The 17,381-nt window shown below is 70.7% G+C and carries 15 protein-coding genes and 1 pseudogene; 9 read left to right on the top strand and 7 right to left on the bottom strand.

The window, feature by feature from the left end; translation table 11 throughout:
- Both ACWD02_RS38190 and ACWD02_RS38185 read left to right on the top strand, forming a co-directional pair.
- Window positions 1–774 (top strand): annotated as a pseudogene (locus ACWD02_RS38190) (2-oxoacid:acceptor oxidoreductase subunit alpha); the annotation flags it as partial.
- Entirely contained in the window at window positions 767–1,864 is a 1,098-nt protein-coding gene (locus tag ACWD02_RS38185) for a 2-oxoacid:ferredoxin oxidoreductase subunit beta (protein ID WP_451219998.1), read from the top strand. The pseudogene ACWD02_RS38190 and the gene ACWD02_RS38185, both read left to right, overlap by 8 nt.
- A gap of 46 nt (window positions 1,865–1,910) precedes the next feature.
- On the opposite strand, the gene ACWD02_RS38180 is transcribed toward ACWD02_RS38185, so the two are convergent.
- Window positions 1,911–2,225 (bottom strand): winged helix-turn-helix transcriptional regulator, encoded by a 315-nt coding sequence (locus ACWD02_RS38180; RefSeq protein WP_451220036.1) that lies wholly within the window; start codon window positions 2,223–2,225, stop codon window positions 1,911–1,913.
- A gap of 159 nt (window positions 2,226–2,384) precedes the next feature.
- On the opposite strand from ACWD02_RS38180, the gene ACWD02_RS38175 reads away from it, so the two are divergent.
- Entirely contained in the window at window positions 2,385–3,245 is an 861-nt protein-coding gene (locus ACWD02_RS38175; protein ID WP_451219995.1) for an NAD(P)H-binding protein, read from the top strand.
- A gap of 124 nt (window positions 3,246–3,369) precedes the next feature.
- A complete protein-coding gene (gene rarD / locus ACWD02_RS38170; RefSeq protein ID WP_451219992.1) occupies window positions 3,370–4,380 on the top strand; it encodes an EamA family transporter RarD in 1,011 nt (336 codons plus the stop codon).
- Between the two features lie 14 nt (window positions 4,381–4,394).
- Here the strand turns inward: rarD and ACWD02_RS38165 are convergent, their stop codons facing one another.
- On the bottom strand, window positions 4,395–5,300 hold the full coding sequence (locus tag ACWD02_RS38165) for an NAD(P)H-binding protein (RefSeq protein WP_451219989.1): 906 nt from the start codon (window positions 5,298–5,300) through the stop codon (window positions 4,395–4,397).
- 100 nt (window positions 5,301–5,400) lie between these two features.
- On the opposite strand from ACWD02_RS38165, the gene ACWD02_RS38160 reads away from it, so the two are divergent.
- The 4 genes from ACWD02_RS38160 (at window position 5,401) to ACWD02_RS38145 (ending at window position 9,938) form a co-directional block, all read left to right on the top strand.
- A complete protein-coding gene (locus ACWD02_RS38160; RefSeq protein ID WP_451219986.1) occupies window positions 5,401–6,270 on the top strand; it encodes an AraC family transcriptional regulator in 870 nt (289 codons plus the stop codon).
- Window positions 6,271–6,503: 233 nt separating this feature from the next.
- Window positions 6,504–8,087 carry a hypothetical protein gene (locus tag ACWD02_RS38155; protein ID WP_451219983.1) on the top strand — a complete coding sequence of 528 codons (1,584 nt, stop codon included), beginning with the start codon at window positions 6,504–6,506 and terminating at the stop codon, window positions 8,085–8,087.
- Between the two features lie 145 nt (window positions 8,088–8,232).
- Complete coding sequence (locus ACWD02_RS38150; protein ID WP_451219980.1) at window positions 8,233–9,174, top strand: M28 family metallopeptidase; 942 nt, start codon at window positions 8,233–8,235, stop codon at window positions 9,172–9,174.
- Between the two features lie 170 nt (window positions 9,175–9,344).
- A complete protein-coding gene (locus ACWD02_RS38145; protein ID WP_451219977.1) occupies window positions 9,345–9,938 on the top strand; it encodes a flavodoxin family protein in 594 nt (197 codons plus the stop codon).
- Window positions 9,939–9,954: 16 nt separating this feature from the next.
- Here the strand turns inward: ACWD02_RS38145 and ACWD02_RS38140 are convergent, their stop codons facing one another.
- From ACWD02_RS38140 to ACWD02_RS38120, 5 genes are all read right to left on the bottom strand, one after another.
- Entirely contained in the window at window positions 9,955–10,878 is a 924-nt protein-coding gene (locus tag ACWD02_RS38140) for an ABC transporter permease (protein ID WP_451219974.1), read from the bottom strand.
- Window positions 10,865–11,854 (bottom strand): ABC transporter ATP-binding protein, encoded by a 990-nt coding sequence (locus ACWD02_RS38135; protein ID WP_451219971.1) that lies wholly within the window; start codon window positions 11,852–11,854, stop codon window positions 10,865–10,867. The genes ACWD02_RS38140 and ACWD02_RS38135 overlap by 14 nt, the downstream gene beginning before the upstream one ends.
- Window positions 11,855–11,945: 91 nt before the next feature.
- Complete coding sequence (locus tag ACWD02_RS38130) at window positions 11,946–13,220, bottom strand: LolA family protein (protein WP_451219968.1); 1,275 nt, start codon at window positions 13,218–13,220, stop codon at window positions 11,946–11,948.
- Between the two features lie 249 nt (window positions 13,221–13,469).
- A complete protein-coding gene (locus tag ACWD02_RS38125) occupies window positions 13,470–14,420 on the bottom strand; it encodes a CHRD domain-containing protein (protein ID WP_451219965.1) in 951 nt (316 codons plus the stop codon).
- Between the two features lie 168 nt (window positions 14,421–14,588).
- On the bottom strand, window positions 14,589–15,599 hold the full coding sequence (locus ACWD02_RS38120) for a polyprenyl synthetase family protein (RefSeq protein WP_451219962.1): 1,011 nt from the start codon (window positions 15,597–15,599) through the stop codon (window positions 14,589–14,591).
- Window positions 15,600–15,852: 253 nt separating this feature from the next.
- Between ACWD02_RS38120 and ACWD02_RS38115 the strand changes: the two genes are divergently transcribed.
- Window positions 15,853–17,367 (top strand): peptide MFS transporter, encoded by a 1,515-nt coding sequence (locus tag ACWD02_RS38115; RefSeq protein WP_451219959.1) that lies wholly within the window; start codon window positions 15,853–15,855, stop codon window positions 17,365–17,367.
- The last annotated feature ends 14 nt before the right edge of the window (window positions 17,368–17,381 follow it).

Here is a 17,381-nt window from a genome sequence, read left to right as displayed (position 1 = left end):
TTCGGGCGCAACGGCGAGGCGCCGGTGCCGATCGTGGCGCCCAAGACGCCGGCGGACTGCTTCGACGCGGCCATCGAGGCGGCGCGGATCGCGGTAACCTACCGCACGCCGGTGTTCTTGCTGAGCGACGGCTATCTGGCCAACGGCTCCGAGCCGTGGCGGATTCCCGACACCGACGAACTCCCGGATCTGCGGGTGCAGTTCGCCTCGGGGCCCAATCACACCGAGGACGACGGCACCGAGGTCTTCTGGCCCTACAAGCGCGACCCGCAGTCCCTGGCCCGCCCCTGGGCGATCCCGGGCACGCCCGGTCTCGAACACCGCATCGGCGGCATCGAGAAGCAGGACGGCACCGGCAACATCTCCTACGACCCCGCCAACCACGACTTCATGGTCCGCACCCGCCAGGCCAAGATCGACGGCATCGAGGTGCCCGACCTCGAAGTCGACGACGCGACCGGCGACGCCAAGTTGCTCGTGCTGGGCTGGGGTTCGACCTACGGGCCCATCACCGCGGCGGTACGCCGGCTGCGGGCGGTCGGCGAGAGCGTGGCGCAGGCCCATCTGCGCCACCTCAACCCCTTCCCCCGGAATCTGGGCGAGGTCCTGAAGCGTTACGACAAGGTGGTGATTCCCGAGATGAACCTCGGGCAGCTCGCCACGCTCCTCCGCGCCAAGTACCTCGTGGACGCGGTCTCGTACAACCAGGTCAATGGAATGCCGTTCAAGGCCGAGCAGCTCGCCACGGCTCTCAAGGAGGCCATCAATGGCTGACACGAAGACCGAAGGCACCGGGAGCACGATCGAAGCGCTTTCCCTGGTGCCCAAGGCCGAGGCCAAGCAATCCATGAAGGACTTCAAGTCCGATCAGGAGGTGCGCTGGTGCCCCGGCTGCGGTGACTACGCCGTCCTGGCCGCCGTGCAGGGCTTCATGCCCGAACTCGGCCTGGCCAAGGAGAACATCGTCTTCGTCTCCGGCATCGGCTGCAGCTCCCGCTTCCCGTACTACATGAACACCTACGGGATGCACTCCATCCACGGCCGCGCCCCGGCCATCGCCACCGGCCTCGCCTCCTCGCGGCGGGACCTGTCCGTGTGGGTGGTCACCGGTGACGGCGACGCGCTGTCCATCGGCGGCAACCACCTCATCCACGCCCTGCGCCGCAACGTCAACCTGAAGATCCTGCTGTTCAACAACCGCATCTACGGCCTCACCAAGGGCCAGTACTCCCCCACCTCCGAAGTCGGCAAGATCACCAAGTCGACGCCGATGGGCTCACTGGACGCGCCCTTCAACCCCGTCTCCCTGGCCATCGGCGCGGAGGCCAGCTTCGTGGCGCGGACCGTGGACTCCGACCGCAAACACCTCACCTCCGTGCTGCGCGAGGCCGCCGAGCACCCCGGCACCGCGCTGGTGGAGATCTACCAGAACTGCAACATCTTCAACGACGGCGCCTTCGAAGTCCTCAAGGACAAGCAGCAGGCCGAGGAGGCGGTGATCCGCCTGGAGGACGGGCAGCCGATCCGCTTCGGGGCCCCGCTGGAAAGCGGCCTCGGCTCCAAGGGCGTCGTACGCGACCCGGCGACCGGCGATCTCAAAGTTGTCCCGGTCACCTCTGAGACCGAGTCTCGGATTCTGGTCCACGACGCGCACTCGACCTCGCCGACGCTGGCCTTCGCGCTCTCCCGCCTCGCCGATCCGGACACCCTGCACCACACCCCGATCGGCGTCTTCCGCAGCGTCGAACGCCCCGTCTACGACACCCTGATGTCCGACCAGCTCGACACCGCCATCGAGCAGAACGGCAAGGGCGACCTGGCCGCACTGCTCGCGGGCGGCGACACGTGGACCGTCGTCGGCTAGCTCGACTCGCCCGAACCGAAGCCCGGCCCTGGGGTCACATCGACTCTCAGGACCGGGCTTCGTCGTACGCCTGACGCGCTTCCTGTACGTCCGCCAGGCGCCGCTCGGTCCACTCGGCGAGCGCCCTGACCTGCGTGCCGACCTCGCGCCCCAGGTCGGTGAGCGAGTAGTCGACGCGCGGCGGGATGACCGGCTTGGCGTCGCGGTGCACGAGGCCGTCGCGCTCCAGGGTCTGCAGGGTCTGCGTCAGCATCTTCTCGCTGACCCGGCCGAGCGCCCGGCGCAGCTCGCTGAAGCGGTACGAGCGCTCGTCCAGGGCGATCAGGACGAGCACGCCCCAGCGGCTCGTGACGTGCTCCAGGACGAGGCGCTACGGGCACATTCCCTCGTCCCCGAGGTTCCAGTTGCTTACTGCCATGCCAGTACCTTACTTCAAAGTGGGTACTTTCCAATAGTTAGCGCCCAACGTAGGCTCACTGTCAGAACCTCACAGAACCACGCCCACAGGGAGATTCCAGACATGAGCATCGTCGTCACCGGAGCCACCGGACACCTCGGCCGTCTCGTCATCGACGGGCTGCTCGCCGCGCAGGTGCCCGCCGGGCACATAGCCGCCGTCGTCCGTGACAAGGAGAAGGCCGCCGACCTCGCCGCGCACGGCGTCGACCTGCGCATCGCGGACTACAGCGCGCCCGAGACCCTCGCCGGCGTCTTCGCCGCGGGCGACAAGGTGCTGCTGATCTCCGGCAGCGAGGTCGGGCAGCGCGTGCCGCAGCACGCGGCGGTGATCGACGCGGCCCGTGCGGCGGGCGTCGCGCTCCTCGCGTACACCGGGGTCCTCGGCGGGCCCGACGCCGACTTCGACCTCGCGGCCGAGCACAAGGAGACCGAGCGGCTCATCCTCGAATCCGGGCTTCCGCACACGTTCCTGCGCAACGGCTGGTACCACGAGAACTACACGGCCAACCTCGCCCCCGTCCTGGAGCACGGCGCCGTCGTCGCCTCCGCGGGCGAGGGCAGGGTCGCCTCCGCCTCGCGCGCCGACTACGCGGCGGCCGCCGTCGCCGTGCTGACGGGCGAGGGCCACGAGGGCAAGGCGTACGAGCTGAGCGGCGATGTCGCGTGGAGTCTCGCCGAGTACGCCGCCGAGGTCGCCCGGCAGAGCGGCAAGGACATCTCGTACGCGAACGTCCCCGCCGAGCAGAACCTCGCGATCCTGACCGGCGCGGGCCTCCCCGAGCAGTTCGCCGCGATCCTCGTCGACGTGGACTCGGCGATCGAGCGGGGGCTGCTCGCCGGTACGAGCGGCGATCTGGCCCGGCTCATCGGGCGTCCCACGACGCCTGTCGCGGACGCGATCTCGGCCGCGCTCAAGGGCTGAGGCCGGGCCGGAGGCGGGCGAGACGGAGGTCATGACCGTTTTCGTGAGACGGGCATGACACGGGGGTGTCCGGGCCGCTACCTTCTGAGGGCAGCGTGGGGCTGCCTTGCACCAAGGAGGGGCCGTGGACGCCGCCGCAGCCGAACAGTCGAAGAGCGAGCAGCGCATAGGGCTGCTGAACGGCTTCGCGGCCTACGGGATGTGGGGCCTCGTCCCCCTTTTCTGGCCCCTGCTCAAGCCGTCCGGCGCGGGCGAGATCCTCGCGCACCGGATGGCGTGGTCGCTCGTCGTGGTCGGCATCGCGCTGCTCGTCGTCCGGCGCTGGGCGTGGGCCGGCGAGCTGATCCGTCAGCCGCGCAAGCTGGGCCTGGTGACGATCGCCGCGGCGGTCATCACCATCAACTGGGGTGTCTACATCTGGGCCGTGAACTCCGGCCACGTCGTGGAGGCCTCCCTCGGCTACTTCATCAACCCCCTGGTCACCATCGCGATGGGCGTCCTGCTCCTCGGCGAACGGCTGCGCCCCGTGCAGTGGACGGCCGTCGCCGTCGGCCTCGCGGCGGTCCTCGTGCTCGCCTTCGGGTACGGGCAGCCGCCGTGGATCTCGCTCTGCCTCGCCTTCTCCTTCGCCACGTACGGCCTGGCGAAGAAGAAGGTCGGTCTCAGCGGCCTCGAGTCGCTGACCGCCGAGACCGCGATCCAGTTCCTGCCCGCGGTCGGGTTCCTGGTGTGGCTCGGGGCGCGGGGCGACGCCACCTTCGGCGCGGAGGGCTTCGGGCACGCGGCACTCCTCGCGGCGACCGGCCTGGTCACCGCCATCCCCCTGGTCTGCTTCGGGGCGGCCGCGATTCGGGTGCCGCTCGCGACGCTGGGGATGCTGCAGTACCTCGCGCCCGTCTTCCAGTTCCTGCTCGGCATCCTGTACTTCCATGAGGCGATGCCGCCGGAGCGGTGGGCCGGGTTCGGGCTTGTGTGGCTGGCGTTGACTCTGCTGACCTGGGACGCGGTGCGCGCCGCGCGGCGTAACGCGGTTCGTCTTGCCGCGGCCCGGCAGGAATCCGCCGCTGCCCCTGTCGCGGGGCGGGAGACCGAGCCGATGACTCCCGCCGCGGGTCGCGAGGAGTCCGCGGTCTGACCCGTCTCGTCCGTCTACGCCTGGGGTTCCGGGGCCGTCACCTTTGCGTAGGTGGCGAAATCTCGGGGGGCTCGGCCGAGGATGGTCTGCACGTCCGGCGTCGGCTTCGCGTTGTGGCCCTCGGGCAGCCAGGCGAGTACGTCCGCGAGGGGACGGGCGATCTCCTCGGGGACTCCCTGACCGGCCAGCTCCGCCACGTACGCGTCCGCCGTGATGTGCTCGAAGCGCATCGGCCGCCCCCACGCCTCCGCCAGCTCGGCGACCGCCTCGGCGAAGCTCAGTGCCCTGGGGCCCGACAGCTCGTACGTGCGGCCCGTGTGCCCGTCCTCGGTGAGCAGTGCCGCCACCACGTCCGCGATGTCCTCCACGTCGATGAACGGCTCCGGCGCGTCGCCAACCGGCAGTGCCAGGCGGCCCTCGGCCAGAGATGCCGCGTAGATGTCCTCGTCGAAGTTCTGCGAGAAGTTGTTCGGGCGGATCACCGTCCAGTCCACGCCCGCCGCACGCACCACGCGCTCGGCCTCCGCCATGGACGGCTCGAAGGAGTCGCCGAACACCTCGACGCCCCGCCCGGACAGGACCACGAAGCGGCGTACGCCGGCCGCGGCTGCCTGGTCCACGAAGTCGGCGATCGGCTCCGGCTCGGGCGGGCCGACCAGGTAGAGGGCGGACACGCCCGCGAGGACCGGGGCCCAGGTCGCACGGTCGTTCCAGTCGAAGCGGGTCTCGCCGGAGCGGGACGCCGCGCGTACGTTCCTGCCCTGGTCCCGCAGCCGGGCCACCACACGGCGGCCCGTCTTGCCGGTGGCCCCGAGGACGAGGATGAGGGCGTCGGACGCCTGCGTGTTCGTCGGGGCGGTGGTCTTCGCAGTCGTCTGCGTGGTCGTGGTCGTCTGCGTGTTCTTCGCGTCGTCGGTCATGGGTACAGCCAACTCCCCCGCGTGAGCCGGGCACATGGGCGCTCGTCTCGCCTCCATGGGAGTACGTCCACGTGCGCGGGACGCCGTCTACGGTGGGGGCATGGACGCTCTGGGGGATCTGCTGCGAGGGGTACGTGCCGACGGCGCGCTGTTCGACCGGGCCGTGCTGACCGGGCCTTGGGAGAGGCGGCACAGCGAGGGGGCCGCCCTGACGCTGGTCACGGTGGTGCGCGGCGCCGCCCGGATCTCCGCCGCGTCGGGCGAACCACGCCTCCTGCGGGAGGGAGGCGCCGCCGTGGTCTGCACGACGGCGCCGTTCACGCTCGCCTCCGCGGAGGCCGCCGGCGCCGGGACCGAACTCATCACCGGGGCCTACCGACTGGACGGAGCGGTGGGGCGCCGTCTCGTCAGCATGCTGCCGCCGCTCCTCGTGGTCCCGTCGGGCGAGGAGTGCATGCCGATCGTGGAGCTGATCGCCGCCGAGGTGGCCGCCGACCGGCCGGGGCGCCAGTACGTGATGGACCGGATGCTCGACTGGATGCTGGCCTGCACCCTGCGCGAGTGGTTCGACCTGCCGGACGCCTGCCCGCCCGCCTGGTACCGCGCGCTGGGCGACGAAGTGGTCGGCCCCGCCCTGCACGCCATGCACGACGAGCCCGCGCGGCCCTGGACGGTGGCGTCGCTCGCCGCGCGCGGCCAGGTGTCGCGCGCCGCGTTCGCCCGGCACTTCGCCGAGCTGGTGGGCAGGCCCCCGATGGCGTACCTCACCGAGTGGCGGATGACGCTCGCCTCCGAACTGCTCGCCGAACCGGGCGCGACGGTGGCCTCCGTGGCCGGTCAGGTCGGCTACGCGGACGGCTTCGGTTTCAGCGACGCCTTCAAGCGGATCCGGGGCATCGCCCCCAGCACCTACCGTGCCTCACTGGCCACCGCCCGGACGGACCCCCGCCCCCTCTTGGCCGCGGGCTGACCGACGGCACCGCGCGCCCACGCCTACCGCAGAGGCCGGCCGGCCTCTGCGGCCCCGCAGGCCGCAGGCCGTGCGCCGTACGCCGTACGCCGTGACGAGTCGGCGGCGGGCGAAATACGTCGGCCCCACCTCCTGCGTTTCGGACGCCATCGTCGCTACCTTCCCCCATAAGGGACCAGAAGTGATCGAAAGCGACATCGTCTGACCGAGCCTGGCGGGAGGTCGAGACCCTCGTGCCCGAAAGCGCACCCCAGACCGTGCCCGCGCCGGGGGCGGCACCCTCTACCGGCAGCCTCCTCCCGGGCAGCCGCCTCTCCGGACGCGAAGACCTCCCCCTCCTCGCCGCCTGTGCCGCCTTCGCCGCGCTCTCCCTCGCTCTCGTCCCGCTCACCCTGTCCCTCGGCTGGGACGAGATCGTCTACGCGAGCCGCTTCCCGCCGTACGAGCCCGCCACCCCCTTCAGCGCTCCCCGCACCCGTGGCGTACCCGTGCTCATCTCCCCCGTCGCGGCCTGGAGCGATTCGACCGTCCTGCTCAGGGTCTGGCTGACGCTGCTCTCGACCGCCGCCCTCTATCTGGGCTTCAGGCCCTGGCTGCGCGTCATCGCCGGCCGTCCCGCCGTGGTCGGCGTGGCTGCCGGGCTCTACGGAAGCCTCTGGTTCGCGCTGTTCTACGCGAACGCCGCGATGCCGAACCACTACACCGCCATGGGGGTCACGGCCGCGGTCGGACTGTTCCTCGGGGCCCGCTGCCCCGGGCCTCTCGCCCACGCGGGGATCGCGGCGGGGCTCGCCCTGGCCACCCTGATGCGCCCGAACGACGGTGCCGCCGCGGCCGTTCCGCTGCTCGCCGCCGCCCTGCTCGTGCCCGCCTGGCGGACAAGGGGGCGCGCCCTTGCCGTGGGGGGCGGCCTCCTGGCCGGTCTGCTGCCGTGGGCCGTCGAGGCGTACGTCCGCTTCGGCGGCGTACGCGAACGCCTTGCCGCGGCGAGCGAGGTGCAGGGCGGGCTGCGCCCCCTGGCCGCCGTCGAGGCTCAGTTCACCGCCCTGGACGGTCCTCTGCTCTGCCGCCCGTGCACCGCCGACCAGCTCAGGATCGTGGCCGCGGAGTGGTGGCTCCTCCTGCCGGTGCTCGTGGCCGCCGGGCTGTGGGCCACCAGGAGGGGCGGGGCGCGCGACACGTACGGCACCGCGAGGAAGACCGTCGGCACCGCGAGGAAGACCGTCGGCACCGCGAGGAAGACCGACGGCACCCCGCAGACGATCCGCCTCGCGCTCCGGCTGGCCGTGGTCGTCGCCGTGTGTGTCGCTCTGCCCTATCTCCTCCTCGTCCCCTACGGCGCCCCCCGCTTCCTCCTCCCCGCCCACGCCCTCCTCGCCGTCCCCGCGGCCGTCGGGCTCCTCGCCCTCTTCGGCCGGGCGCGGCGCGCGGTCACCGTCGTCCTCGCCGCCGCCCTCGTCGTCCACCTGGGGGCGCAGCTTCCGCTCGCCTTCGGGAACGCCCGTATCCAGGCGGGCGCCCGCGACGACTGGGTGCGCGTCACAGGCGTCCTGCACGAGCAAGGGGTCCGCGCTCCGTGCGTACTGAAGGGCAGCACTTCGGTGATCCCCATCGCGTACGTCTCCGGGTGCTCGGCCGCCCGGCAGGACGACCGGCGCCAGCCCGCCGCCCTGGTCCTGCGCGAGAAGCAGCCCCCGCGCTGGGCCCGCGACTGGCGGCGGCACCCCGTGCCGGACACCTACGCCCCCGGCTGGACGGTGCTCGTGCCGCCGGCTTCGACCGCCTTGCGGAACACGGCGACCGATATGCGCTCTTGACGCACGGTCAAGCTCACCCGCACCATCAGCACGCCAATTCCGTGAACACCGAACGGAATTGGCGCACCCACGCACGCCCCCCGCACACCCCCACGCAACACCGCACCCCCCACGCGACAACCCAACAGAACACGGAGCCCCCCACATGAAGCTCTCCGTTCCCGGACGTGCCGCGGCAGCCGCCGTCATAGCCGTCGCCGGACTCCTCACCACCAACGCGATATCCTCCGCGGCCCCCGCCCCCACGGCGGCAGCCCCGGACATCTCCGTGGCCAACGTCCAGGCCCATCTCTCGCAGCTGCAGAACATCGCCTCCTCCAACGGCGGCAACCGCGCCCACGGCAGCGCGGGCTACAAGGCCTCGATCGACTACGTGAAGGGCAAGCTGGACGAGGCCGGATTCACCACCTCGCTCCAGGAGTTCACCTCCAACGGCAAGACCGGCTACAACCTGGTCGCGGACTGGCCCGGCGGCGACGCCGACCAGGTCGTCATGGCGGGCTCGCACCTCGACAGCGTCGACTCGGGCCCCGGCATCAACGACAACGGCTCCGGTTCGGCCGCGATCCTGGAGACCGCGCTCACCGTGGCGCGCGAGCAGTACAAGCCGGCCAAGCACCTGCGGTTCGCCTGGTGGGGCGCCGAGGAGCTGGGGCTCGTCGGCTCCTCGCACTACGTCGACAAGCTGCCCGCGGACGAGCGCTCGAAGATCAAGGGCTATCTGAACTTCGACATGATCGGCTCCCCGAACCCGGGTTACTTCGTCTACGACGACGACCCCACCATCGAGAAGACCTTCAAGGACTTCTACGGCGGCCTCGACCTGGCCACGGAGCCCGACGAGGAGGGCGACGGCCGCTCGGACCACGCCCCCTTCAAGGACGCGGGCGTGCCGGTCGGCGGCCTGTTCAGCGGCGCCGACTACAAGAAGACCGCCGAGCAGGCCCAGAACTGGGGCGGCACGGCCGGTGAGCCGTTCGACAAGTGCTACCACTCCGCCTGCGACACGGAGTCGAACATCGACGGAACCGCCCTCGACCACAACAGCGACGCGGTGGCGTACGCGGTGTGGGGGCTTTCCGCCTGACCCAGGGCCGGCCCCGGGCCCGGCCCTGGCCCCCACCCCCACCCCGACCCGGCCGCTTGAGCCGAGTACCCCTGGACGCAATTACCTGCGCATGCATATAGTGCAAGCGCAGGTAATTGCACGGTCCTCGTGGCCGTGCGCCGCCACGCCACACACCCAGGGGGCCCACCATGACCCGCAAGTTCCTCTTCGTCCTCGGCAGCGCCCGCCCCGAGGGCAACACGGAGACACTGGCCCGCAAGGCCGCCGAACAGCTCCCGGCCGACGTCGAGCAGCGCTGGCTGAACCTCGCCGACCACCCGCTGCCCGACTTCGAGGACCTGCGCCACGACAGCACACGCCCGCGTGCCCGCCCCCGGCCCTCCGGCGACAACGAGGCGCTGCTCCTGGACGCCACCCTCGACGCCACGGACATCGTCATCGTGTCGCCCTTGTACTGGTACTCCCTCTCGGCCACCACCAAGCGCTACCTGGACTACTGGGACGCGTGGCTGGAGGTCCCGGAGGTCGACTTCAAGAACACCATGAAGGGCCGCACCTTGTGGGGCGTGACGGCGCTCGCCCACAGCGAGGAGGAGGTCGCGGACCCGCTGATCGGCACGCTGAACCACGTGGCCGCCTTCTTCCCCCTGCACTTCGGCGGCGTCCTGCTCGGCAACGGGTCGCGGCCGGGCAACGTCCTCGACGACACCGAGGCCCTCGCCCGCGCCAAGACGTTCTTCGCACAGGAACCGCCGCTCGCCCGCTACCCGTACGAGAGCTGACGCGCGCCCCGCGGCTCTACGCCGTGATGTCCTTCGCCCCGAACCTCGCCCACGCCGCCGAGCCGAACAGGGCCGCGTAAAGGCCCTGGAGACCGAGGTTCTTGACCAGCTCGTCCCAGTAGACGGGCTCACGCATCAGGTCCGCGAAGGACAGCCAGTAGTGCGAGAAGAAGTACGGCTGGATGGCGTGCAGTTGAGGTATCTGGTCGAGGATCTGGATGGTGATCAGCAGGCCGACCGTCGTCGCCATCGCCGCGATGCCGCTGCTGGTCAGCGTCGACACGAAGAGACCGAGCGCCGCAACACCGATCAGTGACGCGGCGACCACGAGGGCGATGAGCAGGGCACGCAGCAGCCCTTCGCCGAAGCCGATCCGGGTGCCGGAGATCGTGGTGACCTCGCCGACCGGGAAGAGCAGCGCCCCGACGGCAAGCGCGGAGACAGCCACGACGAGGGTCGCGACCAGGCAGAACGTCATCGCTGTCGCGTACTTGGCGAGCAGCAGGCGCGTCCGTCCCGCAGGGGCGACGAGCAGATAGCGCAGCGTCCCCGCGCTGGACTCGCCCGCGATGGAGTCACCCGCGACGACACCGACCGCCATGGGCAGGAAGAAGGGGAGGGTCGCTGCGAGCGCGGTGAAGACCAGGAACAGGCCGTTGTTGGTCACCTGCGCGATGAATGCCGGGCCCCCCGCCTCGCCGCCGCCCCCGCCGAGCGTCGAGCCGTCGCTCGTCTCGATCCTGACGGCCACGCCCACGAGGATCGGCACGGCGGCGAGCACGCCGAGCAGCGCGAGGGTCCGCCAGCGGCGGAAGGTGATGCCGAGCTCGCTGCGGAAGAGCCCGAAGGTCCAGATCCGCCGCACCGCCGGTGGGCCCGTCACCTCTTGCACGTCGTCCCGTACGCCGTCCCGTACGCCGTCGGTCTCAGCCCGCGACATCGAAGCCCTCCCCCGTCAGCGCCACGAACGCGTCCTCCAGCGAGGCCCGTTCGACGCCGAAGCCCCGCACTCGTACGCCTGCCCCGACCAGCGCGGCGTTCAGGTCGGCGAGGTCCGTGCCTGCCTCCGTGCCTGCCTGCGTGCCTGCTCCCACGCCCGGCGGTTCGCCCGTCACGCGGTCCTCCGCCACGACGAGATCCGTCACGCCGAGCTCCTTCAGGACGCGCACCGCGTCACCCGTGTCCGGCGTCGTGACGACCAGGCGCCCTCGCGCGCCCGCGGCCAGTTCGGCGACCGGGCCCTGGGTGATAAGACGGCCCTGCGCCATCACCGCGGCATGCGTGCAGACCTGCTCGATCTCGTCCAGGAGGTGCGAGGAGAGGAACACGGTCGTGCCCTCCGACGCCAATTCCCTTACCAGCGCCCGGATCTCGCGCATGCCCTGCGGATCGAGGCCGTTCGTCGGCTCGTCGAGCACGAGGAGCCTGCGCGGCTGGAGCAGCGCGGCGGCGAGCCCGAGGCGCTGCTTCATCCCGAGTGAGTACGCCTTCGCCTTCTTGCCCGCGGCAGCCGTCAGACCCACCCGGTCCAGGGCCGCATCGGCGCGGGCACGGCGGGTGCGCGGATCGGCGGTCGGGTCGGCGGCGTCGTACCGCAGGAGGTTGTCGCGGCCCGAGAGGAAGCCGTAGAGCGCGGGGCCCTCGATGAGCGCGCCCACGTGCGGGAGCACGGTGCGTGTCTCGCGCGGCATCGGGCGGCCAAGAACCCTGGCCCGGCCGGAGGTCGGCTCGATCAGGCCCATCAGCATCCGGATGGTGGTCGTCTTGCCCGAGCCGTTCGGCCCGAGGAACCCGAAGACGCTTCCGGCCGGGACGGTGAGGCTCAGCCGGTCCACGGCCAGTTGCCTGCCGTAGCGCTTGGTCAGCCCGGACGTCTCGATGACACTTTCCGCCGCACCGCCGCTGCTGCCCGGCACCTCGCCCTCCCCCGCTCGAAGTCGTGACGGCGGGTCCGAGGCACCTGCCCGGCACCTCGGACCCGCCGCTCAATCGCCTTGCCGCAGCACGCTACTTGGCAGCGTTCGCCGCCTTCACCAGCGCTTCCTTCGTGACCGCGCCCGCGTAGACCTTGCCGTCCTCGGTGATGAGGGCGTTGACCAGACGCGTCTTGAAGACCGTGCCCGAGCCGAAGTCGCCCGACACCTTGTCGCCGAGCGAGTCGAGGAAGTTCTGCGCGTCCGGCGGAACGTCGCCGGATGCGCCCGTCGGGAGGCCCTGGCCGCCCGGCAGTTCGAGCTCGGCGATGGAGGTCCAGCCCTCGCCGATGACGTTCAGACCGTTCAGGTCCTCGCCGCCCTTGAACTCCTTGCCCTTGTCGCCCTTGAACTCCTTGCCGCCGTCCTTGAAGCCGTGCTTCTCGGCCGCGGCGTCGTCGCCTTCGGTGACCTTCGCGCCCTTGGGCGGCGTGAAGTCGAAGGTCGAAGCGGCCGGCTTGCCGAAGTCGACCTTGGTGAAGCCCGCGTCGACGACCGCGCTGCCACCGCCGGACGGGGTGAGCGTGAACTTCAGCGGCGTGCCCGTCTCGGAGTCGACGGCGACCGTGATCCGGCCGATCGTCGAGCCGGACTGCTTGGGCTCGATGACCAGGCGATAGGCGTCTCGGCCTGCCACCTGCGCGGTGCCGTCCACCTTCACCGACGTCGTGTCGTCGACCGCCTTCAGCGCTTCCTCCGCCAGTTCCTTGGGCGTGGAGGGGACGTTCTTGGGGAGGTCCTTGGGGGCGTCCTTCTCGCCGGCGTTCCCCTTGCCCGCCGACTTGGAGTGGTACGCCTCGTTCGACTTGCTGTCGTAGGCCCACACGTCGTCGCCGTTGTGGATCAGGCTGTACTCGGCGGCGTCGTCCAGGATCGACAGCTTCTGCTTGTCGGGGCCGTCGGCGGCGACGCGCAGCGTGTGCGTGCCGGTGGCCAGCTCCATCAGCTTCGCCTGCGGGTCCGCGGCCGAGCCCTCGCCGTCCCCGCCGGAGTCGCCGCCCGAGCCGCCGCCCGGGGCGAAGCCACCGGCCATGTCGCCGCCGAGGGACGGGAGGCCGAGGTCGGTGCTGATCTTCACGGTGCCCGAGAGCTGCTCCGTGTCGGACGCCGCGATCTTCTCGATGAGTTCCTGGGCGGTGACGTCGGGCAGCTTGGGGTCGCCCGACGTGGCGAGCGCCGGGACGAGCCCGATGGTCGCCGCCGCCACCCCCGCCACCGCGACGGGGACCACGTAACGCGCCGCCTTGCGACGGCCCGCGCGCAGCTCCCCGCTCTCGCTGGTGTTCTGCTCCGGTTCGTACGGTGCCATTGTGTGCCCTACCTCCGTGGTCGGCGGCGGCCTTCCCAGTACGTGCGTGCGTCCACTCCTCGCCGCCATTCTCACCCGAACAGGTCAGGAGTGGTTGTTCTTGCCGGACCTTGCTTGTCTCCATACGACCAAATCGGCCAGCGAGAAGCGTCAGACCCCGGGAGCAACTCCATGTACTGCTGTGGGATGACAAAAAGCGGCGGCGCCTCCCCCGACCAGTAGGGGAAGCGCCGCCCGGGCAGTCAGGGTTCAGCGCTGCACGAACACGTAGTCCGCCTGGTACGGAACCTCCGCGACGGCACCCTGCTCGCAGTCACCCGCGGGCGCGACCCCGCCCACCGTGTTCAGGCGCAGGATCTCCGCGGTGCCGGCGAGCAGCCCGCGCGGCTTGCCCGTCTGCGTGGCCGCCAGGTCGAGTTCGGGGATGTTCTTCTCGCCATTAGGGGTCCTGGAGATCAGCTTGGCGGTGACCTGGCTGCGGTCGGGGGCGGTCCAGCGCGGGGTGCCCGAGTTGGGGGCGACGAAGTCGTGCGCGATGCCGCCGCCGAGCCTCGCGCGCACGTCACGCTGCGCGAAGGCGAACGTGCCGGAACCGTCCTCGGCCTTCTTGCACTCGTAGATCTGCTTGCCCTTGAGCACCGAGGCCTGGAAGTTGGCCGCCGCGTCACGGAAGTCGAAGGCCGTGGTGACCTTGTGGAGCTGTCCGCGGACCGCGCCGCCGGGGAACTCGGCGGTGTGCAGGTTGGCGTAGAAGCTGTTCGGAGCGGCCTTCAACTGCTCAAGGAGCGCCGCGTCGTGGACCTTGACCTTGCCCGTCACGCGATGGCCCTTGCTCTTGCCGAGCAGCTCGGTGAAGTCGATCTTCACGCCGCCGTTGGCGCCCTTGGCTCCCTGGTGGATGTGGAGGGCCGTCGGCTTGTCCGTTCCGCGCCACTTGACGCTGACGGACACCTTGTCGCCCTCCACCTTGACGAATTCGAGCGCCCGGCCGTCCTTGTCGCCCACCGCGGGGCCGCCCTGCACCGGTACCTCGTTCGCGCCGTTCATGCTCGCCACGAAGACGGATGCCGTGCTGCGGGTGCCGCCACCGGCGCCGCTGCTGTCGTGCGCTGCCGCGGGCGGTGCCGCGACCGCCACGCCTCCCGCCGCGGCGACGGCGACACCGGCGGCGAGCAGAGCCCGGCGACGGTGCGCGAACATGCCGGAAGTACCAAAAGTACCCATGGCCAGAAATCTCCCCGTACCTGAGCCGACGCCCCACTGCGTCAGCTTCCGGGCATAGGTACGGATTGGATCCGATCCCGGACTCAATCCAGGACCGGCCGGAGAATGTGACCTAGGTCACGCACATCGCGCGCGCCGGGAGGCTCAGCCCGCCCGGTGCACCACCAGATCGCAGAGCTCGACGAGGGACGTCTTCGCGTCGCAGTCCCGCAGCGGCGCGAGGGTGTCCCGCGCCTCCTCCGCGTAGCGCACGGTGTCCTTGCGCGCCTGCTCCAGGGCCGGGTGGACCCGCAGCCTGGCCAGCGCCTCGGCGTGCCGCGCGTCGTCCGTCAGGTCCGTGTCCAGGAGCTCCGACAGGGCGATGTCCTCGGGGAGACCGAGCTTCTCCACCCGCTCGCGCAGACGCAGGACCGGAAGGGTGGGGATGCCCTCGCGCAGGTCGGTGCCGGGCGTCTTGCCGGACTCGTGCGAGTCGGAGGCGATGTCCAGTACGTCGTCGGCGAGCTGGAAGGCGACGCCGAGCCGCTCCCCGTACTGGGTCAGGACGTCCACGACGGTCTCGTCGGCGCCGGACATCATGGCGCCGAACCGGCACGCCACGGCGACGAGCGAGCCGGTCTTGCCGCCGAGCACGTCGAGGTAGTGGTCGATCGGGTCACGGCCCTCGGTGGGCCCCGCCGTCTCCAGGATCTGGCCGGTGACCAGGCGTTCGAAGGCCTCCGCCTGGATGCGGACGGCGTCCGGGCCGAGGTCGGCCAGGATGTACGAGGCGCGGGCGAAGAGGAAGTCACCCGTGAGGACGGCGACGGAGTTGCCCCAGCGCTGGTTGGCGCTCTCGACGCCACGGCGCACGTCCGCCTCGTCCATCACGTCGTCGTGGTAGAGCGTCGCGAGGTGCGTGAGCTCGACGACGACGGCGGAGGGCACGACGCCCGGCGCGTACGGATCGCCGAACTGGGAGGCGAGCATCACGAGGAGCGGCCTGAACCGCTTGCCGCCCGCGCGCACCAGATGCTGCGCGGCCTCCGTGATGAAGGGGACCCCGCTTTTGGTGGCGTCGAGCAGACCTTCCTCGACGGCCGCCAATCCGGCCTGGACATCGGCTTCGAGAGCCTGGTCCCGCACGCTGAGGCCGAAGGGCCCGACGACGGTCACGAGGGGTTCTCCTGTCTGCTGACGATCACAAGTCGGTCACTCGGTCGATCATCACTCGGTCGGTCTTTGCGTGATGATCGCGTCGATGACACGGTTTGTCGATGTGTCGCTGCCATCACACAAGTCAGCGTATCCGGTCGCCTTTCGATCACAGTGGGCACCCGCCTGTGCAATGCCGCCCAGGCGGCGTGCGGTGACCGCCGGTATGTTCTTGATCAGCTGATACGCACCAGAACAACCCGGAGCAGAACCTTTGTCCCGCACTGAGCCCGACACCGAACCGCCCGCGGAGCCGCCGACGGAGCCGCCGCCCGGCGACGACCACGCCTTCTTCGGGCAGCCGCGCGGACTGCTCACCCTCTCGGGTCTCGAGGTCTGGGAGCGTTTCTCGTTCCTCGGCATGCAGGCCATCCTCGTCCTGTACTTCGCGGACTCCGTCGCGAACGACGGAATGGGCATGGATTCCGGGACCGCCGCCTCGGTGTCGGCGGCGTACGGAACACTCGTCTACCTCGTCTCGGTGGCCGGCGGCTGGCTCGCCGACCGCATCCTCGGCTCGTACCGCGCGGTCCTGTGGGGCGGCATCCTCATCGCCTGCGGCCACTACTCGATGGCCGTGCCGACGGCGACGATGACCTGGGTCGGACTCGGTCTGATCAGCGCGGGCACCGGCCTGCTCAAGCCGAACGTCGCCTCGATGGTCGGCAAGCTCTACCGCACCGACGACGACCGGCGCGACGCGGGCTTCGCGCTGTACTACATGGGCATCAACATCGGCGCCTTCGCGGGCCCCCTGATCACCGGCTGGCTCGGCGACCACAAGGGCTGGCACTGGGGCTTCTCGGCGGCGGCGATCGGCATGACCTTCGGCCTGATCCAGTACGTGCTCGGGCGCCGTCACCTCGCCGGACGCAAGGCGTCGGCGGAATACGCACTGCCCAAGGACGCGATGCGCCGCGCGGTCGTCCTGATCGTCGTGGGCATCCTCGCGTTCGCCGCCGTCGCGGGTGTGCTCGCCGCCGTCGGCTGGCTGACGATGGACCGCTTCGTCGACCTGCTCACCGTCGTCTCGGTGATCGCGCCGATCGTCTACTTCGCGGTCATGTTCCGCAGCCCGCGGGTGACGTCCGAGGAACGCGGCCGCCTCAGGCCGTACGTGGTGCTCTTCCTCGCCTCGGTCGTCTTCAACTTCATCCTCTTCCAGGCCTACTCGACGATGATCCTGCTCGCGTCGACGAACGCCGAGACGTCGATCCTCGGCTTCACCTTCCCCGCCAGCTGGTACGCCTCCGCGCTCGGCGCCTTCGAGGTCGCGCTCGCCCCCGTCGTCGCCACGGTCTGGGCCCGGATGGGTCACCGCCAGCCGCACGCCTCCAACAAGATCGCGTTCGGCGTGATCCTGGGCGGCCTGTCGTTCCTCCTGATGGTGCTCCCCACCTCCGGGCACGGCGACGACACCTACAAGATGGCGGTCTGGTGGATCGTCGGCTCGTATTTGCTGCTCGGCCTCGGCGACATCCTCGTGGAGACCTCCGGCATGTCGGCCACCACGAAGCTCGCACCCCAGGCCTTCGCCAGTCAGACCATGGCCCTCTGGTTCCTCTCGCTCGCCCTTGCCAACGGCATCCAGGCGCAGGTCGTGAAGTTGTACGGAGAGGTCTCCAACCCGGCGTACTTCGGCGTGAACGGCGCCATCGCGGTGGCCGCCGGTGTCGCCGTCATCCTGCTCGCCCCGTGGCTCCGCCGCACCATGCACCCCGTCCACTGAGGACACAGAGGTTC

This window comes from Streptomyces sp. NPDC002853, from assembly GCF_053591915.1.
Note: the sequence above shows the minus strand (reverse complement) of the source record. Positions and strands in the feature narration are given on the sequence as shown.